Below are 24007 nucleotides of genomic sequence, written 5' to 3' on the forward strand. Positions count from 1 at the left end.
GGATATGGACACCTCACTTGCTCATGAGAACGCCCGCCTGCGGGCACTGTTGCAGACGCAACAGGACACCATCCGCCAGATGGCTGAATACAACCGCCTGCTCTCACAGCGGGTGGCGGCTTATGCTTCCGAAATCAACCGGCTGAAGGCGCTGGTTGCGAAACTGCAACGTATGCAGTTCGGTAAAAGCTCAGAAAAACTTCGTGCAAAAACCGAACGGCAGATACAGGAAGCACAGGAGCGAATCAGCGCACTTCAGGAAGAAATGGCGGAAACGCTGGGTGAGCAATATGACCCGGTACTGCCATCCGCCCTGCGCCAGTCTTCAGCCCGTAAACCGTTACCGGCCTCACTTCCCCGTGAAACCCGGGTTATCCGGCCGGAAGAGGAATGCTGTCCTGCCTGTGGTGGTGAACTCAGTTCTCTGGGATGTGATGTGTCAGAGCAACTGGAGCTTATCAGCAGCGCCTTTAAGGTTATCGAAACACAACGTCCGAAACAGGCCTGTTGCCGGTGCGACCATATCGTGCAGGCACCAGTACCTTCAAAACCCATTGCACGCAGTTATGCCGGAGCGGGGCTTCTGGCCCATGTTGTCACCGGGAAATATGCAGACCATCTGCCGTTATACCGCCAGTCAGAAATATACCGTCGTCAGGGAGTGGAGCTGAGCCGTGCCACACTGGGGCGCTGGACAGGTGCTGTTGCTGAACTGCTGGAGCCGCTGTATGACGTCCTGCGCCAGTATGTGCTGATGCCCGGTAAAGTCCATGCTGATGATATCCCCGTCCCGGTCCAGGAGCCGGGCAGCGGTAAAACCCGGACAGCCCGGCTGTGGGTCTACGTCCGTGATGACCGTAACGCCGGTTCACAGATGCCCCCGGCGGTCTGGTTCGCGTACAGTCCGGACCGGAAAGGTATCCATCCACAAAATCACCTGGCCGGTTACAGCGGTGTGCTTCAGGCCGATGCTTACGGTGGTTACCGGGCGTTATACGAATCCGGCAGAATAACGGAAGCCGCGTGTATGGCTCATGCCCGGAGAAAAATCCACGATGTGCATGCAAGAGCGCCCACCTACATCACCACGGAAGCCCTGCAGCGTATCGGTGAACTGTATGCCATCGAGGCAGAGGTCCGGGGCTGTTCAGCAGAACAGCGTCTGGCGGCAAGAAAAGCCAGAGCCGCGCCACTGATGCAGTCACTGTATGACTGGATACAGCAACAGATGAAAACACTGTCGCGTCACTCAGATACGGCAAAAGCGTTCGCATACCTGCTGAAACAGTGGGATGCACTGAACGTGTACTGCAGTAATGGCTGGGTGGAAATCGACAACAACATCGCAGAGAACGCCTTACGGGGAGTGGCCGTAGGCCGGAAAAACTGGATGTTCGCGGGTTCCGACAGCGGTGGTGAACATGCGGCGGTGTTGTACTCGCTGATCGGCACATGCCGTCTGAACAATGTGGAGCCAGAAAAGTGGCTGCGTTACGTCATTGAACATATCCAGGACTGGCCGGCAAACCGGGTACGCGATCTGTTGCCCTGGAAAGTTGATCTGAGCTCTCAGTAAATATCAATACGGTTCTGACGAGTCGCTTACTGTAAGAGTAAACAACAGTGATTTCCTCCATTGACGGAGAAACGGATGATTAACCTGTTAATCATCGTTCTCAGGGCAGTTGTTGCTGTGGTCAATGCAGTGATAGCTCTTCTGGAACTGTTCCGGGAACTTATTGACTGATAATCCCGGAAACGTACTTAAGGGCAGAGGGGCACCGCCTTCTGCCCTTTAATAAACAGGATATTATTACCCCCACAGGACTGCCAGTATCAAAAATGCACCTGCAGTAAGCATGGCAAGTTTTTCCCATATCATGGGATTGTCATCCCTCTTTTGTTTTCTTTTTCTCATATAAATGATGGTGTTTACTCAGACGGAAGAGTCTTTCGTCTGTGTCTGTATGTCTGATTATTTTGCTCATTTGATTACGCATCAGAATGCGCTTAGCACAGAAGTTGATTTTAGCGGTTGCCAGGTTTTTATTAATAGTCAGCGTGGCGGCATGATATGCATGCCGCCACAATATTAACGCCCGGGCATAATCATGATGTACTGTCGACTCTTCCGCGGCTTTTGCCAGCTGAGACCAGGACATTCGGTGCAGATCAGCTTGTATAAGGTCCGGGGATGTCATAGCGGACTCCGGTTGCGCATGTCTTGTTTATTCTCCGGCGGGGACGCAGACGCCACGGAGAGCAAATTCCCCCACGTTTTCTTTTTTCAGCGCGGTGAAGGCATCCCGACAGGCTTTTTCAGTACGGAACGCCTGACTGTGAACAGCCAGTGTGGGTTGCCGGGCATCGCCGGAGGAGACATTAAAGGGGGATGAGAGCCAGAAAATCAGGATCCACATAGAACAGCCTTATTATTTTGTGCGTTTGTATTTTTCCAGGATGCCGATAGCCTGCAGGGGGGCTTCGTGGATTTCACGAATACATTCTGCATCATGGATATTTTCTCTGTACCGGGTTCGTTCCAGCAGTATGTGGTGCATATGGAGCATTCTGGCCAGTGCGGCGCTGAGTTCATTTATATGGTGTTCCCGGAAAACGGGACCGTCATGCATACGGCACAGGGGGATCACTTCCACATCGTCACAATGTGCCCGCAGCCATTCTTTTGTGACGGCTGCGTCATCGGTGTAAAACCATGTGCCGGGTGTACCGTTCGCCAGAAACCGGATTTTCCATGCCTCGGGGGGCGGAGGCGTCTGTCTGCCATCATTCATAGGGGTTATCTCATTCTATGGGCTGAATGCTGCTCAGAATCAGCCTGCTGAGACTGTCAGGGCTGCCGCAGCGGCGACCGGTCGTTTTGCTGTAGCATTCCCGGTGCGTGTGGCACCAGGCAGTGGGTGTTTCATGAAGACGAACGCGCCGCGTTTGTTCTTTGTGGATAAGGAGTCCGGTGTGAGTTTTGATGTTTTTCATGTGCTTTCCGTTTCTTTCCCGGTGACAGCTGTGCCACACATGACGGGGGAATGTAACCTTCGCTATCTTACTGAAAATGTGCCATTTGCAGGAACCGGCGGTCAATCCTGTATGCAGGATTTGTATCACAGTTCCGGATGAGAGGAAGACGTGTGCGACCGTAAAAAAGCCGGCATTACTGCCAGCTTTAACCATCGCAGTTAAGTAAACCAGTCGACAGACATCCCGGAAATGTCTCTCAGACATATCAGGGCGGCAGGCACTGAGCGTAAAGGGCCCGCAGGCCCTTTTGAATACGGAGTATCAGAACGAGTAACGGAAGTTAGCGTTGACTGCATTATCAACGTTGTACTTACCAAAGGCGGATTTCTCAAACTCCAGTCCAAAGCGGACGTTATCCCTGATTTCTGCATTCAGGCCAACGGACATCAGCATACGGCTGTCCTTTTCACCTTTGATGCGTTTTTCACCAGATGCATCCCGCAATACGGTTTCGCCGTTAGCCAGCAGGTCGAACTGGTAGCCCAGACCGGCACGGGCTGTCACTTTCCAGTCCTTACCAGAGAAGGATTTACCCACATCCACACCAGTTCGGCCAATCAGCGGATTGTAGTCCTTGTCCTTCATGGACAGATGCATTCCCTGGTCCTTCCATGCAAACTGTTTACCGGATACAGAACCGTAAACCAGCTCAGCCTGTGGCTCAATCCAGGCATCCTCAGTGACATGATAGCGGTAGCCCGCTTCTGCACCGGCATACCATGAATGCGTGCTGTAATCACGGGTTCCGAGTCCGGCAAAGGTTGCAGTGTACTCATTATCATGGTGAACATACTTGCCAATCAGGTCGATATAGGCACCGGAATCAAACATGGCGGAAGCATACAGGCCAGCCCCCACAGACTTCGTTTTACCACTGAAAACATCGGCGGAGGCACTGCTGTCAGTGTGTGTGACAGTGAAACCGGTAAACAAATCCAGTCCGTCCAGCTCATGTTTTTTGTCGACCCCGACCTGAACGTGCGTGTAGTTGTCACTGAAACCACCACTGGCAGAGCCGGTACCGCTCATGATGCGTGCCCATGCACCGGCTTCGCCGTTGATGTCACGCAGGTCCCCCATACGTTTGTTCAGGTTGTTGACCTCGTTCAGAAACGCTTTATAGTCAACAGAGAACAGGGCGGCGGCATTCCGGGTTGCTTCCTTGTTTGCAACCGTGTTATAGCCTGTCAGTGACCATGTTATTTTGTCATCGGTTTCCCGGGTTGTAATGACCGGCGTTACATTACTGAAACCTATCGCCTGTTCACTTCCTTTAAAGACATCTTTACTGCTGTTCCCCGGTGCACTCACCAGTTCAATATCCAGTTTTTCTCCGGAGGGTTTGTTCAGAAAATCAACCAACAGAATATTGTCCTTACCTGACAGCTTTTTGTTTACTACCAGCTTATCCGCATTTTTCAGGTCCGTACGCATGGCATACGCAGTGCCATTCGTCGTCAGCTCATCAACCGTCAGTGTATGGAATGCTTTATTCGCTGCACTTCCTGTAAAATATGTCATGCTTCCGGTATTTTTTAACGAGCGAAGTGAGGAGTCTCCTGTCAGTTGCCACCAGGTATTGTTCACAGTGGCAGATGCAGACGGGGCATGAATTGCACCGCGGTATGCCGTATTAAAACCACTCAGTAATCCGACCGCCAGTCCCCGGGATGCCTTCTCAGACAATATGCCCTCTTTACCTGATTCAGTTCCGAAGCTGATTGTGGCCTGTTTATCAGAAATAATATCACCAACAACAGATGCCTGGTCTCTGGCTTTCAGTACTGATGAATCAGACATCAGGTTAAATCCGCCATCAGCCATATTGATGGTCGGTAAAAAAGCAGCATCATCTGAATTCACTGGTGTACCGGTAAGCAGAAGGGAAGCGTCACCAATATCAATGCTTCCACTTGTAAACAGCCCTCCCTGAGCGGTCAGCGCTCCTCCTTTATGAATATTCAGGGAGCTGTTTATAAATGACGATGCATCTGAGAACAGGACTGAAGATGAAGAAACATTGATATGACTGTCTTCAGACGTAACCCCGCCACGAAAATTATCGCGGATATCCAGTGCTGATTTTTGCTCCAGAGTGATATGCCCTGTATAGGAGGATGTTCCTGCGGCAGCAGATTTCCCTTCAACACTGATGACATCATTACCTGTTCCGTCATTTTTATCAGTAAAGACTGTATCTCCGCCGATAATAACAGTGCTCTGGTTAACGGCCCTGATATTCCCGTTCATAAATGCATTACGGGACAGACTGAAGTCCGCATTATTAAGATTCAGATTGTTGAGTGAGAACTCCCTGTTCTCCCAGTCACTCTGCGATGCAGAAACAGTTTGCCCTGCATGAATAACCGGGTGTCCCTGGAAGATAAGAGCACCGTCCTGTTTTGACATATCTCCTGATATACTGACAGAACCATCAAGCGTTAAAATATCATTGCCTGTAAGCTCCGGAATGACAATATCCATATTCCCCAGGAGCTTACCGTGATAAAGATATGAAGCCTGTGCACTTGATGTCAGTTTATTATTCTTTGCCATATCAACGGCCTGATTCAGGTCTGTTCCTGCAAATTGCCATTCGCTGGTGTTTTTCAGTGACCCCATCAGCACACTGCCAAATTTGGGCTTTTTCAGCAGATAATACTGTGTCGGACCGTAAAAAGTTGTTTTATACAAATCTCCGGCTGTCCCGTGTCCCCCCTGAAAGATGGCGTTCATATCTAACGCCTTCACGCTTACAGCTATTTCATCTTTTTTCAATGGTGACAGATTTAAAGTCAATAATGACTTGTCTGTGCTGCTGTTAATAATTGCAGCCCCATAATCAACAGCCTGTAAGCGGGAGAACTCTGTGTTTTTTCCGTTTATATCTAAATATCCACCCCGGAATCCCCAGGAAACATTATCAGGTATAATCTGATTATCTCCTGAGAGTTTAACACGCGAGTTTCCCCCACTGATGTTAATGGAAGAAAAAGCCGTTGAATCGTTGTTTTTCGCTTTTTGTTCAAGGATTACAGTACCAGCCCCAATCTTCAGTCCCCCTTCATTTTTCCCTGTGCCATTAATAATAAGCGTTCCATCCCCAACTTTATGAAGGTCATCTCCGGAAACCCCGTTTATACCCCATTTTACAGTTGTACCATAATTGACAATAATGCCTCCTCCGGACCATGAACTGTCATTGCTCGTTGTTACTGTATAATCATCAGCAAACTGAAGATATCCGGCCCCCTGATTAACATTATCTTTTAAATCAATAATGCCATTTTCGCCTGTAAAATAAAGATTTTTACCTGCATTCAGATTACCATTCAGGTTACCATGCATCACAAACTGTTGGTCATCCTGCTGAATACGGCCCACGCCTTTGGCTGCATCATATGTCCATGACATATGTTCTTTACTGTTTTTATTAAATGAAATAATGGGATCGAAATCGGCTGTAATAATATTTTTAATATAATCTTCAGGTAATAACAACCAGTTGTTTTTTTGGCCATTAACACCATTATTATGCAGGGTGACTCCAGCCAGAGACCATTTTTCACTGAGAGAATCATAAGCAAATAATGGCGACCCGCTGTCACCCATCTGCCCATAACTGGCTAATGGTCCCTGTGATTTATTATAGGTGTCACCTGGAGAGCTTGATATTAAATTATTTCCTGAATACCATGGGGTGCCTACTGTTCCACCAGTTAAAAATGTTCCCGGGATATGAGTCTGTTTACCTGAGCGTTCTTTAATATACTGTGTGCCAGCGCCTGCTCTGTAAAAAGCAGTATACTGTGACGAATCACTAAGTTGTCCGGATATATTTATATCAGCAGGTGCAGCCTCTGTGATGAGTTTGCTGAACCGATGCAGAGAAAAATCAAGGCCCGAATGTTTGTTGTTCTTTACTACAGTATAATTATTTTTATCATAGCCAAAACTGGCATTGTTTACATCACCAAGGCCTCCGTGTTTTGCTGATACACCATATCCCTGCGACAACAGGGTCAGTGAGCCCCGCCGAGACACGCTGCTGAAGTCAATCATTGGCACATCAAGCGTACCAACTGCATTTCCATTTTTGTCTTTTATTTCAATTCCGGTTGCACCAGGTGTAAATACGCCTTTATTTTCAGCAAAATCACGGAAAGTCTGATATGGTATTTCAGCGCTGACCGTTGATGCCTCTGCGGGTAAGGCTGAAAGACTCACAGATAAAGCAACGGAAGCAGTCATTAATTTTCTGCCTGTTTTTCCTTTAACTTTTTTACTTAACTCTGATACAGCTATAAGCCCACCAGTAAGGCTACTATATTTTAGTGAGTAAATTTTATTCATGTTGTATCTGCTAATCTGCTGTTTAATAGATAGTTTCGTGATAATATCCACTTTATGAGTGATGTGATACATTCACCCATTTTGATATTTTAAAATCAACAAAATAACATGTCCATGAAAAAAGAAGATTCTACAAGGTGAAAAAGTTAAGTGAATCTTATGTTTTTGCCGGGGCTTTTCCTTGTGAGATAAGTATCATCTTTATCTGTTTATTTTTCATTGTGGTTACTGTATTTTCCATAAGAGGAAGGATTCATTTTTGTAATGGATGCATCGGGCAGGTTTATTATTCGTGTTTGTTTTGCTTCGGACGTTTTTTTGCTGACTGTAAACAGGGAAGATAATGCAGCAGAAAAAATACATATTACGGTAAGATGTTGTTTATTTGTAATTCTGTGTGGTCATTTTTATTTTCTTTTCGCCACAGCCATGGAGGAACAGGTTTTTTATCTGCCCACAGACCCCGCTTCATTGTTCTGGCCTCTCTCTGGTATGCCGGCAGGGTGTAATCTGTGTTGAAATCAGGATATACCCAGGCTGCACCATGCTGTACCAGCCAGCGGTTAACTTCCATGCCGTCTTCGGTATATACCCGTCCCAGAATACGCCCGTAGCGGTCTGTCTGTGTGTATGTCACGGTTACGGGCGTATTTGCCACAAGGCTTTTAAGTTGATTCATTGACCAGCGTCCAAAAGGCTGTTTCTTTTCCGGCGCATCAATATTCACAAGACGAATCCTCACGGGGTGCCGGGCCTGTAATATCTCCAGAGTATCACCGTCCAGCACACGAATAACGAGTCCCTGAATTTGAACGGCACAGACAGAACCGGAAAGCAGAAGAGTGAGTGCGAATATATATTTTATCATTTTATATTTTCCTGATTTATTTTTATGGGGATGACGTTAATATTACGCGTCGAAAAAATACATGTTTTTATCTTCTGAGGCACCTGGCTTCACGGAGGATATTTATTCCTGTAGGCTAATCACTGTGTCTGGGTAAACAACAGATATCTGGTGGCGATATGCAGGAACGTATTGATTATCATATTGAGAAATATCAGTTCAGGGCCAGGAATGAGTCTCCACGACTGATGCGTCAGTGGGCTGATGTCATGCGTGAATGCCGGGAGACCGGGGCAGGTGCCAGGGAGCGACTGCGGACAGCATTACTGAATGTTGATTATGTGACCAGTTTTGAGCTGCCGTTTCGTCTGCTGTTAACCCGGACACCGCAGATGATTGACACTCTGCGTCGGGAATGGTTGCTCAGTCAGAAAAAAGCCCTGTTCAACGGGCGGCAGCGGGGATGTGTATACAGTCTGCAGAATGACTTATCCGGCGTGCCGGATTGTTTCAGCTACAGTCTTGCGACGCGAATACGGCGGATGGACTGCTATGGCATGACGACGCGTTGTTTTACTGATATCGCCGGGCAGGTTAAAGTCCCGACGGCACGGCTGAAACTGGCGCTGGAAAGCGGGTTGCTGGTAACGGCACTGGATGGCCTGTTCTGGCTGGGAACTCAGCGAATTGCCGCTGATGTGCAGAGACTGCGTCAGTCAGGTATGGTGATAGTCACCCGGGAAGTTGAGGTATCAGACTCCCTGACCGGAACCACCAGACTGGTTTCTGCCTACACACTTTAAAGCACAGGAGGAATCTTTGTTACCGTATTCGCACTGATTCTGAAATTTACCATTGTTTACCGGGACAGATTACAGACAGGATATTTTATGCGAGATAAATCAGAAGTATTAACCGGAGCGCAGAAAAACAGATTTGGTCTGATTCTTTATATTATACTATTATCAGTTGTTTATATATTGATAACAAGACTTAATCTCACAACTACATATTATTCGCTGTATTCATCTCTGGGTGAGAATTCACAGGTGACGGAGTATTTTATAATCTCCATTGCTACCTTTCTTTTTCTGTCAGGGTTATGTTTGCTATTCATTTATTCTTTCTTTAAACGAAAAAGAGTGGTAGGAAAATTACTTCTGGCTATTCATCTCCTTTATATATCGCACTATGCTATCACTTTTGTTTATTGTCTTTATGTTGTCGGTGCTGAGTGTATGACAACCGGAAAGATTGAGTATATTTTGATTGATATTATTATAGCCATGCTTTCTCTTTCGTATGTTTGCCTTTCCGGGAGGGCAAGACATATTTTTGTTAACTAAATGTATTCTGAGTGTTTTATGGTTATGAGGCCTTCATCGGGTTATGCGAATAATCTGGTTCGGGGAGCAGTTGCTGTAAACACAGAACCTGATAATATGTCAATCTTGCTGGACAGAACAGGATGTTTTTGTGAGCTGTTTCATATAAATATCCATGCGTTGAAATGATTGTCTGTGTTTGTACAGGAAAATGACTGGCGTGTCTTGTATTAAAGAAAAATCAAAATATGCTTTTGAGAGAGCAAAACAGTTTTATTTTATGTTGTGGTGCAAAGAGTCACTGATTTATCTGTTGTTTTCTGTGCTTGTTACATGGTGCTGCGGATATACAGTGAAAAACACCCTGGGGAATGTGCTTATATTGTTCCTGATGTTGTTGTTGGGGCGGCAGAATGTTATTTCAGCAACGTGTGTCTGTATCTTTCTTTTGTTAAGTGCATGCTATGCTCCGGTTGGGATGATTTACGGGAAAATAAACAACAGTTTTATTGCGTCTGTAATGCAGACAAATATAAATGAGGCAGGTGAGTTTATCACAGGCATACCTGTTCTTTATTTTATTGTTTCGCTGGTCATTGCTGCTTTTACATTCTGGTTCTGGCGTAAGCGTGATAAAAGCCACCGGGGATTTATCTTTCTGTTGTTCTTTATCGTATTGTCAGTAAATGCATGGCCAAAACGTATGGTTACGAATGTAATGACGGGGATAGCTGAAACCAGAGAAGAAATGATGCGATATGAATCGCTGAAAAACAATCAGAAAGACTCATGGGATATTGTGAGTGTGGAGAAGAAATATAAAACCATAATTATCGTAATTGGTGAAAGTGTCAGACGGGATTATCTTTCTGTTTATGGCTATCCTTTGCCGACAACACCATGGCTGAATTCTGCTCCGGGTATATTTATTAATGGGTATTTCTCAGCAGCGCCGAATACGATAGGTTCACTCAGCAGAACACTGACGCTTGATTACACTGAAACAGGGAATCCGGGTAATAATATTGTTACGCTTGCCAGAAAAGCCGGGTATGAGACGTGGTGGATATCAAATCAGGGCTCTTTAGGGCAACATGATACGCTGATTTCTGTCATCGCCGCCAATGCGGATAAAAAACATTTTCTTAAGGAAGGGAGCTCTTCTTCCCTTCGCATTGATGATGAGGATATGCTTCAGTATGTCAGGGAAGCTGTTAACTCGTCTTCTCCAAAAGTGATTTTTATTCATATGCTGGGGTCTCACACTAATCCCTGTGACCGACTTTTTAATGATGCACAGCCATTCAGGGAATTATTCGGAAATAAAGTATCCTGTTATTTATCAACATTGCTTAAGCTGGATCGGTTTCTTCAGGCAATTTATAACATGACGACAGAGCATGGTGATGATTTTGCCATGCTGTATTTTTCTGATCATGGGCAATCCGTCAGTTCAGACAGCACCCCTGTGCATCATGCGCCAGGTTTGCGTTCGGGATACGATGTACCTCTCATGATGATGGCCAGTGATATTACTGAGCACCACCTCAATCATGTGCATATCAGTGCACGTCGTTTTCCCGAGATTTTTCAATGGATCACAGGGATACAAACCAAAAATCTGCCGTTAAGTTTTTCTTTGTTACAGAATGATTTCGCTGAAAGTGTTTCTGTATTCAATGGTGAACGTGACGTTCCGGTAATGTCTTTGCCAGAAGAGCCGATACTGACCGGAAATGCTGAATCAGAAAAATAATAAAGATTATTTATGACCGTGCTCAATGCCTCATGTGTATGAGGCATTGAACGTTTATTTCAGGCTGACACTGTTTTCAGCACATCCCTGGATCAGTGAATATGCTGACCTGTTTTTTCGCGAATATCAGCCCCCTGTAATTGTATCAATATACCTTCTCCGTTGAGCATCAGGCTGTCCAGTGAATGGATCCCACTCCTCCTCATCAGTTCGTAGCAGAGTGTACTCAGCATGGCAAGTGCAGCTTCTGATGATTTACAGTGTGTATTCAGGAGGGTAAAAAATTGTTCAAAAACATCCGGGTTTATACTGGTGCTTTGATATTCGTTACTCATAGTATTTCCTTCCAGGTCATTATTACTTCCGGATTTAACATGATGTCTGTAACCATAAAATAATGAACGTGTTCCGGGAATCCTTGCCGTGTAGTTTCCCGTAAAAATACTGTTGTGCATAACATGTCATTAGGTGGAAAACGATTGTGGCAGACTGAAAATCGATTAGAATAGCGGCGGGCGCTTGAGGCTGTATGCTGAAAGCGTTTTGTGGACGGCATGCAGCAGAAAGCCCCAGGCGATTTTTTTATCAATCAACCCAGGGCCCACTGTAATGCCTAGACAACATTATAGTAGCCCGATGACGGCCGAAAGGCAATGGAGGGGCTGCGATGCCACAACGAACGTTTTTAACAATGTTAATTGTCGTCTGTGTGACGATACTGTGTTTTGTCTGGATGCTGAGGGATTCGCTTTGCGGATTCCGTGTCGAGCAGGGAAACACAGTGCTTGTGGCAACGTTAGCCTACGAAGTTAAACGTTAACGGGCAACACGGCGGCAGGAAATCTGCCGCCGGATTGTTGCGAAGGCTGACCTCAATGCGCCTTGTTTGTCTTTTTTACCGGACGACTGCTGGTTGCTGCTGTCCGGCAGCTATTATTTTTTCCGTCCTGTGCGTCATCAATTATGACAGTCGCTCTCATTTGGTTGTCTCTGGTTAGATGTATTATTAGATATTTTCGGGGTAATTCGATAAAAGTTATCCACTTCAGCACCAGACTGAATGATATATGCAATAAGATCTAAACGATGAATCTCGTATCGTGTACGTAACTCCATCATTTCACGCCATGCTAAAATCCTTGATGTTTTCAGTTCAGCCTCTATAAGTTTCCATGTGTTTGTTGAGATGGCATGTTCTTCCAGCTGACGTAACGAGAACCTATCACTAATGACCAACCATCCCCATCCTCGAGTATGTGCCCATTTGCGACCTGCATTACTTTTTATTCTCGTGAGACTCAAGGTCATTCGGTCTGTTGGCTTCACTTCCATAAGTAGGCACCGACCATCAACTGTCGCAATGAGTAAATCTGGATAGTATTTTTTTGATTTGTTTTTAAAACAATATGGAATAGAAAATGGTTGTTCTTGATAGAAAAGAACCTGATCGCAACATTCTAATAGATTCATTATTTTAAACTCAAGCCCTGATTCGTACTGGACTGTACGACCTAATTTTTGAGAGTAAAAGAATCCAGATATGTCAGTATCATTAACCGCTCTCTGTGAACATAGCTGTTCTACGGGGGGAGGAGGTGCGATATATTTTGGCCAATGTGTATTGTCTAGCCATTTACTGAATATGAACTCAACTCTTTCTTTCTTGATTCGGGCTCTTTCCTGAGCGCGAGCGTGTGCTAATTCTGCTCTTCGTTCACGTAACCTCTGCTTTTGTAATTGTGATATTAATGAGAGCGAATTTTTTATTTCATCTCGTCTTGCTTTAGGAATGCCTGCGGTAAAAATAATGAATTTGGCGGCTAACTCAGAGGATGTAACGAAATCCCGATGAACAATACGATAAATCCATACTGCTATATCATATGGTGAATTACCTATTGAGTTAATAAGGGCTTTAAGGCAAGCTCCTGGTGTCCCTTCATAGCGAGATTTAGCAGCTAGTAAGCCAAGGGCTCGTTCCTGAAGTTGTCTTACCCTTTCACGGGAAATTCCTAATTTGACGGCAATATCTGCCAGAGAATGAGGTGAATCATCTGTGCCGAGTCGCATTAGAAGAATATATTGATGTCGTTTATTAGATAAACTTTCGATAGCGGAATGAATTAGCATAATGACATCATGTTCATCGGCTATATAATCTTTAAAATCTGTATTGGGTTGGCAGAGGGGGAGTGGGGTATTTTGTTTAAAACTATTCTTTTGTATTTCAACTTTATCATGAGCAATTGTTTTTGCAGTGCTCAATGATATTAAATTATTGATGATACTATTGTGTTCTTGGCGAGGAATCTTGTTGAAGTAATTGCTGAGATCATTCACAGTGTTTATATCGTTGAACTCAAGAAACTCAGAAGGAAGCAGGCGTTTGATTGCTCCACGTATTCCCCCGGACGATCGTTGATGTGTTTGAGTAAGTTTTTTTAGCGAGACGCCCTCCGCTATGGATACGAGAAGACGCTGTAACTCTTCAGTATTCCATGGAGTACCATGTCGTGCTGGAAAATTGCTGCGGGATTCAGACATGATTTTATCTTTATGTTTTCTAGGTACTGCCTTGAGTGTGTGGATATGATAATTATTTATAATGATATTGTTATCTTTTATAGATAACTGATATGCAGAATTGTATTGATTTTGTCTACAGTGGGCAAGACAGTGCTAAGAATTTGTGGGGAAAAAATAGAGACTCCATGCGGCGTCCTGAGATAGACGGCAGACAGGCATTCTGCCTGAAAAGAAAAAGCCGGTTCAGAGAAAACCGGCTGACGGATTACCGTCTAACAGTTGGTCGCTACCTTAAAATACTTCTGCAACAGGCACACCGGCAACTTTTTCCCACTCTTTAACCCGATACCGGATCATCTGCGGGAAACGTTCCTTGTACTCATATCCACGTGCAGCCATGGTGTGCATGGTGTTGGCCAGTGTCCTTGATGAGATGCCGGAGATTTCAAGAGGGATCATCGGCAGACTCACATAGGTGGTGTGGATTTCCAGCTTGCCGTCTTCAGCAACTGTTCGGGTGAAGTTGTGAATATCCAGACCAATCACATCCATGACATTGTTTGGGTAAATGCGCACATACAGCATGGTGCCGTTTTTAATGTCGATCCCGAAATAACAACTCTTCGAGAATGACAGTTGCTCGTAATCGCTAGTCGGCGCAAAGGGACTGCTTTCTTTTATCTTCTTAACAACCTGTAGGATTTTCTTTTTCTTTGCCTTAGTTCTCAGATATAGCCATAGTGAAGGAATTATTAATAGAAACCAACTGCCACAAGTATATAGATATGCTTGAATATCTGTTCCTATATATGGTTCTGTAAGCATCATGCCGGTAAAGCCTAGAGAACATAACAATAAAAAAGGAATGCCAAATATAAAGTAAGTGTTGCGAATAAGATAATAATATCCCCACCAGGAAGGATATCTGTTTTTTGTTGTATTCATAATGAACCCCCATATTCACCTGAATGTATTTTAATCTCTTCAGGTGAATATGGCAATACTGTTTTGTACTCTATTGTTTTATTCCGTCCTTATCATCTCCATTAATATTTTTCAGTTTTTCTTCACGAACGCCAGGTGTTCTGCGTATATTGGTGTTTCCGCCGGCAATAATATCTTTGACGGAAGAAACCATATTCCCCAGCATATTAACGCCGTCACGTCCACCCAGAAAATTAATCACATGGTCTGGCAGATAAGCCTGAAGTGCAAAAACGCCCGCAACCAGTGTGGTACAGGCGCGGGCATAAATCATCAAAAATCCCGCCATGCTGAACACCCCCGTCACAGAATTTATCTGGACATTAATTAGTGCTGCAGCGTACAGAGCATTCAGTATGGTGCCGCCAGCCACGATGGCGACCGATGCAAAAAAGAACCCGAACACCATCAGCAGTGGCCTGATCATGCTGTCTATCAGGTAGATGTAACCGTAAGCGGCCCGACTTCCTCTGTCCTGACTTGTTCCTAGGTGGGTTGCGGCCCACAGGGGGCCGGCGGCGCATCCAATCAGTACACTGACTATCCAGTTACCGATGCCGGTCATCCAGAAGATAAACGGAATAAACGGCAGGTAAATGGATAACGAAAAACCGGCACAGAACAGCAAAAACAGCAGGAAGTAGAGCGGTGGTGCAGCTGCTTCCAGAAAAGCCTTTGCGGCATCAGATAAGCCGCTAACAGCATTGACCAGTCGACCAAAAATGGAGTTGCTGCCGGCAGTGGAAAGCACCCTGACGGTGGTATAACCCGCCCAGATGGTTTCGGTTGTGACCATGGTGTAATCACCAATATTTTTCATTTTTATCAACGGGTTTAGTTGATTAGTTGTAGTACCTGTACCGCTCAGATAAGTAGCTGTCCAGTTAGTCATTCTTGTTAGGTTAAATCCTATCAGTTTTAAGATTGCTGATTGAGGATCTTGAGTATTAGATGCCTGGTATTCACTGGCTGAGGTGGCTGTTCCCAGTGCAGGTGTATATGGTGAGTTTTGCAACTGTGCCTGGTAAGCTCCTTTTACTTCCTTCAGGAATTCAGTATCCCCTGCTTCGCCCTGCGATGAAACTCCACTCACAGTGGGGGCACGGTCGGCCAGTTCTGCCAGTCGCTGGTTGGCAGTGGCAAAGGTCTGGTACCAGGCCCCCAGGGCAACCCAGCCGTAGGTGGTCAGGTAGGATTTCAGCTGCTCCCTGCGCTCAGTTTCTGCGTTATCTGTTGGCAACGCCTTCTGCACCGTTTCTTCATACCTGTTGGCAGCCTTCTGAATACGGCTTTCAATATCCGGCAGGTTGCCGTTACCCGTGTCGCGTCGGGTCCGGTACGCTGACACAAATTCCTGTGCTGCGCTGTCCAGGTCACGGAGCATGGTATCCATGGCAGACCGTTGTGCCGTCAGGACACCCTGATACTCCGTTTCAATGAAGGGATTGAAAAAATAGTCCAGTGCGGACTGGTTGTTGCTGCCATTCCCTTTCACGGTGAGACTCACACTCCCGCAGGTGGCACTGCCATTTGAAACGGTGACGGTATACCTGCCGTTCTCTGTCCGTGAGGATTCGCTCATGGGGGGCGTTGATGAACGGGCAGTACGGTTAAAGTCATCGAGGCCTGCATTCATGGCGTGTTTGCACAGCGCCATCTCCAGTATTCCCCGTGCTGCCGTGCGGGTGGAGACATGAACTGGCTGTACGGTCATTGAATAGCCTTCAGCGATGTTTTCTGCAGCCGTCTGAACCATGATATTGGCGGAACCAATGCCCATGATGGATGCGCCCCAGAGCATGACCAGTTGTGCCAGGCTCCAGCCGGAAGCGGTGGGCACAATCATCATAAAACCGCTCACAATACTGAGCATTCCGACGACGTCCCGTCCGTTGTTAAAGACATTGCCCTGGTGGCCGGTGCGGACAACATGGCGGATTCCAATAAACAGGAACCAGACTATCCCCATAATGGCGATAATTGCGTTAAACACCATGAACAGGTTACCGATAATGGTGTTGCTGCTGGCTGTCAGGGGATTTGTGACCACGTCGCCAAAAATGGTGACCAGTGCCTGGCGCGACAGGTCATCCGGATTGGTGGCGGCGCTCACAATGTCCTGATAGGTGACGAATGCCTGTGCAGGTACGGCAGCCAGCGCCAGACCCGCACTCAGTGCTCTGGGTATGATTTTCACGATAACTCCGGAACCGAAGGGATGCAGGGCATCAGCCTCCGGAATGAGGAAAAGGAATTGCAGACCGGACGGTCAGTACTGCCGGTGGGTAATGGCCAGCCATGTGGCCTGTTTCCAGCCGTGCCGGGCCTGCAGGTAATCGGGGAAGGTGCCCTGTTCGTCCTCGCTGACCCGCCGTTCATTCAGTTGCCAGAGGCGGTATGACACAATCAGGGTTTTTGAGGCACACAGTGCTGCAATGGCACTCATCAGTAACAGGCAGGCCAGTATACGTATCAGGGTGATGGCCGGAAGCGCTGTGGCAGCAAGGGCCATGCCGCACAGCAGAAGTACCGGTATCATCATCAGCCAGAATCCTGTCCGCCAGAACATCCTGCGACGTCGCAGACGCCGATCCAGTTCGTTGACCGTAAGGCCGCTGGCCCTGACGGCTTCTTCCCAGGTCATACAGACCGGACTCTCCGGTTGCCGGTCGGGCATGAGGCGCTTCAGGCGCGTTTTATGCTGGCCCAGCATATGGCGGCAGCTGCGCAGCATCCACCGGGTTTCTGCCAGTGGTGCGAACAGGTTTATCCCGATGTCACCGATGCGGCGGAGACGGGGGGCCGGTTTTTTTTTGTCGGTGCTGTTGTCGTCTTTCATCTTACGCTCCCCTGGCTCATGGCCTGTGACAGTTCACCGAGACGCTGTCCGTAATACTGTCGTGCCGCCAGTGCCAGCTGCTGCCCGGCGATAACATTACCCTGGCGTATCTGCTCTTTCAGGTCGTTCATCTGCCAGTTCAGCAGGGCGGTAGTGCGCAGCAGTTCACGGAGAAGGTTATCGCCTTCCATGCCCTGCAGATCCTGCTGCCAGTCGGTGTTTGCATAGCGTCTGCCAGCTTCAAAGGCCTCAAACTCCCGCTGGCTCATGTGACCACGGGTGCGGGCCTCTGATGATGCGGTCCGGTCAAAATATGCCGCAGCGGATGGTGACTGCAGGGCTTCAGTCAGCGCTCCACGGGTGGCCTCATTAGGGGTACTGTCAGCTATCAGTGACAGTTGCGGATGAGAAGCGGCATCGATGATGCCGTTGTATTCATTCTGCAGGCCCACATACGTGCGCCCGGTCTGTGTTCCCACTTCACCTTTCCCCGGGGCACGACCCGCTGACGGTCTGGCGGTGTTTTTCATGTAAGCCGTGGCAGCATCAATCTGTTTCTGATCCCAGGTGAGGGCGGCAGGGGTATCTGCTGTGCCTGCACCCTGATAGAGCGATCGCACCTGGCTGTCTCCGCCCGGCAGCTCGCCCACGGCAGGGCAGACATCGGTTCCGCCAAAGCGGGCATATTCAGCTTCCGTGCAGTAACCGGCATGAATGCCTGCACTGTCATATGCCTCGCGGGTTGGTGAGTCTGCTGCCCGGGAGAGACGTTCACGGATTGGTTTACTGCTGACGCCTCCTCCCTGACTCAGACGTGCAGCCGCAGACGCTGCTGCACGGCGACTTTCAGCTGCAACTCCTGAGGCGGATTCACTGCAGATGGAGTCCGGCACGCTGAAGCTCTTCCGGGCTTCCTCAAGCCGGCGGGTTTCATTACTGAATATCATCTGCTGACGGGTGGCCTGCCCATCCTGTGCGATGACAGAGGCCAGCTTCTCTGAACTCTGGTTGATGGCTGTGCCGGTGGCTGTCTGCATACGGACCATCTCTGCCATCACGCCCTGAATGGCGGCCAGCTCCGGCATGATTTGTGTGGTGACAGGCTGGCTGGCCACTACGGTCACAGGATAGGCGTGGGTGGACGGGATAACCGTACAGCCTATCAGGAGTGCAAGCAGTGTGGTTGCTGGTTGTCTTTGCATTCTTTTTTCTCCGTTTTCAGGGGATACAGGATGTCTGGTACGCGGTGACTGTGTGATTCCGGCAGCGGAGCCAGCGGGAAGCACTGGAAGCGACGGGTGATCCATCCCTGACGGTTGCGGTTATCGATGAGCGTGAAGGTACGACGCTTCACGCGTTTCAGCGTCGGGGTATCGGTTTCCATTACCGGCCAGTCTCCCGCCGTCAGTGCCGGTGTGCCGGGGCTATCCGGCCACAGCCAGGTGTTGTCGGACATCAGCGCCGTGAGAGGCGAGGGCAGGAGCCAGTGAATGACATGCTGTATATCAAAAGGAGGCCGCTCCGGCACGTTGACCTGCCAGGTGGCCGTTGTTATCAGCGTGCCTGTCTCTCCGGGCAGAGGCAGGCGAACGCCACTCATTTCCCCGTCAGCCCGTCTGTCACTGGCGAAAATGACCCGGGGATTGGGGGAGGGACGCAGCGTGAAGCAGGCGGACGGCAGGGTGAAGCTGAAACTGTCACCGTCCACGCGCAGCGTTTTCAGGAAGACCTGTCCCCGTGCAGGACGCCGGCAGCGGGGAGTGATGTGTATGCTGTACATCAGAGGTGATATCCCTGCTTACGGATGAGTTCTGCAGCCAGATCATGGATGACGTTTTCACTGTCATGTGTACGGGCGCGGTGTTCTATCAGTGAGGTGGCTGAACCACGGGGAAAGTTTTCTGCCAGGATCTGGCGTGCCCGCAGTGACCCGAGCTCCTGCGTCAGCGCACGTCTCAGGGCGCTGTCTTTGGGTGAGGAATTCAGTGCCCACAGCTCCAGTGGACCGAGAGTGAATTTCAGGATCCGGGCCAGCGTACCGTTTTTTACACGGAACACAGCCAGTACCGGGACACCGCTGCCATCCGGTGCAGCCCCTTCCGGCATTTTCAGGAAGCGCCGCAGGGTGACTTCAGGGACACCAAAATTATCCCGCAGAAACGGAATTTCGTCAGGGCGGTAACGCAGCAACCAGAGGGTGTTGGCGGATTTGAGAACTGCCGGTGGATAGTCCTGCAATAGCTGGGTGCTCAGCACTGTGCGTATCCCGAACTTACGCTGCTCCAGCTCCTGGGTGTCCAGGGCTTCCCAGATGAAATTGATCCCTTTTGCATTGTGCAGTTCGTCATAGACTTTGGTCTTGACCTCCTGATCAAGCTGTTCAATGCGGCGGAAAATCACCTCATGGTAGCGTGGGTCGAGATTTTTCCGTATTTCCTCCTGATACTGCGGCAGGACAAAATCCCCGCCGGCGATTTGTCCTGCCAGCAGGTACATGATGCCGGTGCGCAGACGCCCGGCAGGTGTCTTGTCACCGGCCACATTGTTCAGATCAACGGCCACAACGCGGGTGTCGGGGCTGAGCATAAACCGGGTACAGCCGGACATCATCGGGTAGTCACTGTGTCCCTGATCGAGGGCACGGCGGATGTAGTCCAGTAACAATTCTGCTGAGTTATCGCGCTGAACTGTGCCGAACACATCCCGGATGGATGGCTGTCCCAGCAGGGCGGACATTTCAGCCAGCAGGGGCATGGCCTGGTAGTGTGCCCGCTGGGCTGCGGGGATATTGCCAGCCATATGCAGCATGTCCCTGATTTCAAACCAGGTGGCAGCATTCCACCATCCAGCGTCATGTTGTTCTGCGATGCCACTCTCTTCCAGGGCGAGATCCACAAGGGGCTCTGTTCCTGCACGGTACAGTCTGGGGTTGTTTTCGCCATACTCCCTGAAGGCCAGATCCACCAGGTTGCTTATGATTTGCCGGGTGTCACCGGGATTACAGGGCTGACCGGTGCCGGTATCCACGCACAGTGCGCAGAGTACAGATACCATGAAGTTCTTTTCCGGGGTGGCGGGTTTTTTAGCACCGTACATCACATCAAACAGGTTACGGGTGTGTTCCGGATCATTGCTCAGAATGATCCCCACGGCTTCGTCCTTTCTCTGCTCCGGCAGGCTGTCACGGATAAGCTGTACCAGTCCCTGTGCACTGAATCCCTTGTCGATATAGGCAATGAAAGGCAGGTTCTTCTGGGCTGAGGCTATCTGGATCTCCGACAGTGCGTTGATGAGTACCGATTTGCCCAGACCGGGTGCGCCGGGCGTCAGTTCCGTGTGCTTGTTCTGTTGTGACGATGCCAGCGCGACCTCCCATGCAGAGCCGTCTTCGGTGTGCATCATCAGATTTCCCTGTCCCCGCCAGACAGAGCCGGCTCTGTTCAGGGGAAACAGGGAAAGGGCGTGTGAAAGGGGCGGGTAAAGGGGGACTGGACCGGAACCGTGGGAGGCCGCCAGAACCGTGTTCACCCAGGCACGTCTCGGATCACCGAAGGTGGTGGTGGTGCCGCATACTCCCCAGCCTTCCAGCGCAGATTTCAGGAGAGCCTGGTTGCGGGTACAGACTTCCCGGCTGTTTCCCCATGTGGTGGCAACAATAGTCATGATACAGACCGGATCATGTTTGTTGATGTCATTCAGCATCATCACCGAGTCATACATGGGCCGGAGAGGGGAAATAAAGCTGCTGTAGGTCAGCAGGGTTTTCTTGACCCCAAGCGCCTTCATGCCGCCGGGCATCAGATCCATCCGGATACGCCAGGGGATTGCGTGGGGCACATCCCTGACCAGCTGGTTGAATGTCCGCAGATTCTGGGGTGGCAGGGTAATGGCGACCATACCGTGCCAGAGGTCACCGGCCTTTATCAGGCTGCCGTGTGTTTCAGGCTGTGTGGTGAATAACTGCAGATTCAGCGACGGTGCGTGGAATACAGAGGTATCCTCGCCCTGTCGCCAGCCGGCAGGACGGGCATCTTCAGGCAGATGAGGCTGCCATACTGCAGGTGTGCTGTTGCGCTCCAGTTGACGGCGGATTTCCCGTCCCACTTCATGAATATCCATCAGGCGAACCAGCAGACCATCAGAATCATGTGTCAGGGCCTGCTCCAGCGTGTCCAGAAAGGCGTCATGCCGTATTTTGAGTGCGGAAAGTGTCCAGCGCCATGGATCCTGCGCAAATCGGGCTGGCGGAGCGTGTTCAGCGAGTTTCCTGATACGGGTCTGGTGGTCCTTGCGATCGGTCCGGCTCAGCAGTTCTTCAGAGCTCCAGACGGTCAGCCAGCAGCGTTCCCGGACAAGCCAGGGGGTGAGCGTGGTGACTTTTTCATCCAGAACGTCCTGAAGCAGGATCCCCGTGCGTGCGATGGATTTTCGCTGGGGTAAGAGCATGGCTTCGATTTCATCCCTTCCACGCTCCGGATCGCGTTCGAAAACAAAACTGATTTTGTGACCGGTGTTTTTATAGGCAGTGTTCATTCGCTCTGCCAGCGCTGTAATCAGTGATTCCAGTGTGCCGGGGGCTGTCAGGTCCGGGTTTTCATCCATTTCTTTCAGGGCACCGCTGATTTCAAAGACGGAAAGGTAATACCCCTGTTTTGTGGTGGCAATGTAGGGGGCTTTCAGCCAGGGGCGGCGTTCGCGGTCCTGCTGGTCCAGACCGATGACGGTGTGCAGATCACAGTAATCGGGGAAGAATGCGGAAACGGAATACCGTGACAGGGTACTGATACAGTCTTCAATGGCAAAAATAATGCGGTTGATATTCATGGCAGAGGTGGCTCCGGAAGACAAAATAAATCGCGGGCTGCAACTGTATTCAAATGGGAACGCTATGCGTGTAAGTTGTGCAGAGTGAGTATTGCTGTCAGGATGTTTTTTGCTGAGAATAGTGTAGTTTCCCCGGCAGGGAAATTTAAAGTCATGATTTGTCCTCCAGGTTATGTGTAATGTTTTCCGTTTTTAATATGTTTCTTGGGAAATGAGGAAATAGAGTGAAGGCTGAAAATAAAATATTAAATCTTTTTCATGCGACAACAATGAGCAGAGGTCTGCAAATAATAAAAGATGGGAAAATAAGAACTGATGCTCCTTCTGTTATATGCTGGTCGTTAGAGACGACACCAGGATGGATTTATTTATCGGATCAACTTGATAATGCGGTGCATTGGGGGAATAAAATAGCATGCCTTTCAAAAGATGAATTATTTTTCTATATTTTCAGAGTTCAGGTTCAGGAAGAAAATTGTTATCCTGATACAGATGATTTGCAATATGTGTCGTGGTTATCTCCTGAGGAGGCAGAAAACACAGACCTGTATACATGTCTTTCTCTTTGCCATTCCTGCCGAACTGACAAAGAACTGTATACAGGTTGTGAAATATCAGATTATGCAGTCCTTCCTGCAACAACACTGTATACTGACAATTCAGGACATCCTCAATATGATATTGTTAATACGCTTAAAAAACATATAGGCAAAGATGAGTATAATCAGTATGAATCACTTCGTCAGCGTATTGAATGGGTTTGTTTATAAGTGATCTTATTAAGATGTACAACAATAGATTTTCTTCTTTTGTTTTGTATAAATACCGGAGGAATATAAAAGAAACGGAGACTGCAGAGACAGAGATGAAGTTGTTTTCCCCGTTTCCTTAATGAAAATTCAGTCAGGGGTGTGGCCGGATAATTATGCCGCGCACTTAATTCCCTGTTGAACTGAAGTATTCCGGCAATATTCAGCAGTACGCCGGCCAGCCTGCCGTCATCATCCCGCAGGAAACGACGGAGTAGCCGGTGCTCTTCTTTGGCGGTACTGTCAGTTTTTCCGGCCAGGTGTGCGTGGATGAGTGTTATAAGCGTCTCCGGGGATATGCGGTGAATTTTCATCATTCTTCTCCTGATTTTGTCGGGGGCACACCCGGATAGATAAACTGCTGGCGGCGAATGAAAAAATCACAGAAGGGCATATCCGGTAATTCCGGGAGACCGGATACGGCAATATCCATCCATGAGAGATAGTTATCGACGCTCACTGTGACGGTGATGCTTTTATGGGTACGGGATCTTTCATGAATTTCTGCAGCCAGAAAGAGCAGCCAGCCGCCGTTAAATGCCGGGTGGCGGAGAATGAACCGGGCAATTTCTTTTTCATCTCCGTCAGGCGGAATATTGTCAGTCAGCGTCCGTATAATAAAACGCCGGAATGAATCTGCAGTGAACTGATATCCGGCAGAGTGTGTATCCATTTTTGTTCCTCTGTAAGTTGAATGTGTGCCGG

At 48.5% G+C, this 24007-nt stretch carries 22 protein-coding genes; 8 read left to right on the forward strand and 14 right to left on the reverse strand.

All coding sequences use genetic code 11. The features are described from left to right. Window positions 1-4: 4 nt before the first annotated feature. Window positions 5-1576 (forward strand): IS66-like element ISCro1 family transposase, encoded by a 1572-nt coding sequence (locus QUE74_RS29010; protein ID WP_000381395.1) that lies wholly within the window; start codon window positions 5-7, stop codon window positions 1574-1576. Window positions 1577-1651: 75 nt separating this feature from the next. Then, on the forward strand, window positions 1652-1747 hold the full coding sequence (gene dqlB, locus QUE74_RS29015) for a DinQ-like type I toxin DqlB (RefSeq protein WP_000609150.1): 96 nt from the start codon (window positions 1652-1654) through the stop codon (window positions 1745-1747). 481 nt (window positions 1748-2228) lie between these two features. On the opposite strand, the gene QUE74_RS29020 is transcribed toward dqlB, so the two are convergent. Next, entirely contained in the window at window positions 2229-2420 is a 192-nt protein-coding gene (locus QUE74_RS29020) for a hypothetical protein (RefSeq protein WP_000264906.1), read from the reverse strand. Between the two features lie 12 nt (window positions 2421-2432). Further along, window positions 2433-2795, reverse strand: coding sequence for a hypothetical protein (locus tag QUE74_RS29025; protein WP_000997721.1), 363 nt, complete (start codon window positions 2793-2795; stop codon window positions 2433-2435). A 181-nt stretch (window positions 2796-2976) separates the two neighbouring features. Between QUE74_RS29025 and QUE74_RS29030 the strand changes: the two genes are divergently transcribed. Beyond that, window positions 2977-3138 carry a hypothetical protein gene (locus QUE74_RS29030; RefSeq protein ID WP_001317521.1) on the forward strand — a complete coding sequence of 54 codons (162 nt, stop codon included), beginning with the start codon at window positions 2977-2979 and terminating at the stop codon, window positions 3136-3138. 162 nt (window positions 3139-3300) lie between these two features. Here the strand turns inward: QUE74_RS29030 and QUE74_RS29035 are convergent, their stop codons facing one another. Then, the gene (locus QUE74_RS29035) at window positions 3301-7392 is read right to left on the reverse strand and encodes an autotransporter outer membrane beta-barrel domain-containing protein (protein ID WP_072004513.1); all 4092 of its coding nucleotides are present in this window, start codon (window positions 7390-7392) and stop codon (window positions 3301-3303) included. 364 nt (window positions 7393-7756) lie between these two features. Next, window positions 7757-8260 carry a thermonuclease family protein gene (locus QUE74_RS29040; protein ID WP_000598957.1) on the reverse strand — a complete coding sequence of 168 codons (504 nt, stop codon included), beginning with the start codon at window positions 8258-8260 and terminating at the stop codon, window positions 7757-7759. 158 nt (window positions 8261-8418) lie between these two features. Between QUE74_RS29040 and QUE74_RS29045 the strand changes: the two genes are divergently transcribed. The 3 genes from QUE74_RS29045 (at window position 8419) to QUE74_RS29055 (ending at window position 11320) form a co-directional block, all read left to right on the forward strand. Further along, window positions 8419-9042 carry an ECs1377 family protein gene (locus QUE74_RS29045; protein ID WP_001158020.1) on the forward strand — a complete coding sequence of 208 codons (624 nt, stop codon included), beginning with the start codon at window positions 8419-8421 and terminating at the stop codon, window positions 9040-9042. Window positions 9043-9129: 87 nt separating this feature from the next. Beyond that, window positions 9130-9585 (forward strand): DUF2569 family protein, encoded by a 456-nt coding sequence (locus QUE74_RS29050; RefSeq protein WP_001205146.1) that lies wholly within the window; start codon window positions 9130-9132, stop codon window positions 9583-9585. 199 nt (window positions 9586-9784) lie between these two features. After that, a complete protein-coding gene (locus tag QUE74_RS29055; RefSeq protein ID WP_001317519.1) occupies window positions 9785-11320 on the forward strand; it encodes a phosphoethanolamine transferase family protein in 1536 nt (511 codons plus the stop codon). 92 nt (window positions 11321-11412) lie between these two features. Here QUE74_RS29055 and QUE74_RS29060 read toward each other — a convergent pair whose 3' ends face one another. Further along, window positions 11413-11655, reverse strand: a complete 243-nt coding sequence (locus QUE74_RS29060; protein ID WP_000064387.1) for a hypothetical protein — start codon at window positions 11653-11655, stop codon at window positions 11413-11415. Window positions 11656-11987: 332 nt separating this feature from the next. On the opposite strand from QUE74_RS29060, the gene QUE74_RS29065 reads away from it, so the two are divergent. After that, window positions 11988-12140, forward strand: a complete 153-nt coding sequence (locus QUE74_RS29065; protein WP_001597021.1) for a Hok/Gef family protein — start codon at window positions 11988-11990, stop codon at window positions 12138-12140. 137 nt (window positions 12141-12277) lie between these two features. On the opposite strand, the gene QUE74_RS29070 is transcribed toward QUE74_RS29065, so the two are convergent. The 7 genes from QUE74_RS29070 to QUE74_RS29100 form a co-directional block, all read right to left on the reverse strand. Beyond that, window positions 12278-13864, reverse strand: a complete 1587-nt coding sequence (locus QUE74_RS29070; RefSeq protein ID WP_000004565.1) for a TnsA endonuclease N-terminal domain-containing protein — start codon at window positions 13862-13864, stop codon at window positions 12278-12280. A gap of 273 nt (window positions 13865-14137) precedes the next feature. Next, the gene (gene excA / locus QUE74_RS29075; protein WP_001098361.1) at window positions 14138-14791 is read right to left on the reverse strand and encodes a plasmid IncI1-type surface exclusion protein ExcA; all 654 of its coding nucleotides are present in this window, start codon (window positions 14789-14791) and stop codon (window positions 14138-14140) included. Between the two features lie 70 nt (window positions 14792-14861). Beyond that, complete coding sequence (locus QUE74_RS29080; RefSeq protein WP_000691804.1) at window positions 14862-17027, reverse strand: DotA/TraY family protein; 2166 nt, start codon at window positions 17025-17027, stop codon at window positions 14862-14864. 72 nt (window positions 17028-17099) lie between these two features. Beyond that, on the reverse strand, window positions 17100-17669 hold the full coding sequence (gene traX, locus QUE74_RS29085) for a conjugal transfer protein TraX (protein WP_000650755.1): 570 nt from the start codon (window positions 17667-17669) through the stop codon (window positions 17100-17102). After that, a complete protein-coding gene (gene traW / locus QUE74_RS29090; RefSeq protein ID WP_001189539.1) occupies window positions 17666-18871 on the reverse strand; it encodes a conjugal transfer protein TraW in 1206 nt (401 codons plus the stop codon). The genes traX and traW overlap by 4 nt, the downstream gene beginning before the upstream one ends. Further along, window positions 18832-19449, reverse strand: coding sequence for a hypothetical protein (locus QUE74_RS29095; RefSeq protein ID WP_000286861.1), 618 nt, complete (start codon window positions 19447-19449; stop codon window positions 18832-18834). Before QUE74_RS29095 ends, traW begins: the two co-directional genes overlap by 40 nt. Further along, window positions 19449-22493 (reverse strand): hypothetical protein, encoded by a 3045-nt coding sequence (locus QUE74_RS29100; protein ID WP_001024760.1) that lies wholly within the window; start codon window positions 22491-22493, stop codon window positions 19449-19451. Before QUE74_RS29100 ends, QUE74_RS29095 begins: the two co-directional genes overlap by 1 nt. 224 nt (window positions 22494-22717) lie before the next feature. Between QUE74_RS29100 and QUE74_RS29105 the strand changes: the two genes are divergently transcribed. Then, the gene (locus tag QUE74_RS29105) at window positions 22718-23263 is read left to right on the forward strand and encodes a hypothetical protein (RefSeq protein ID WP_001369268.1); all 546 of its coding nucleotides are present in this window, start codon (window positions 22718-22720) and stop codon (window positions 23261-23263) included. Here the strand turns inward: QUE74_RS29105 and QUE74_RS29110 are convergent. Next, a complete protein-coding gene (locus tag QUE74_RS29110; RefSeq protein ID WP_000690882.1) occupies window positions 23236-23616 on the reverse strand; it encodes a hypothetical protein in 381 nt (126 codons plus the stop codon). The two genes, QUE74_RS29105 and QUE74_RS29110, sit on opposite strands and share 28 nt — an antisense overlap. After that, window positions 23616-23975, reverse strand: a complete 360-nt coding sequence (locus tag QUE74_RS29115) for a hypothetical protein (RefSeq protein WP_000379509.1) — start codon at window positions 23973-23975, stop codon at window positions 23616-23618. Before QUE74_RS29115 ends, QUE74_RS29110 begins: the two co-directional genes overlap by 1 nt. Between the last annotated feature and the right edge of the window lie 32 nt (window positions 23976-24007).

Origin of the sequence: Escherichia sp. 10290 (assembly GCF_030295155.1) — a bacterium.
GTDB lineage: Bacteria > Pseudomonadota > Gammaproteobacteria > Enterobacterales > Enterobacteriaceae > Escherichia > Escherichia coli_F.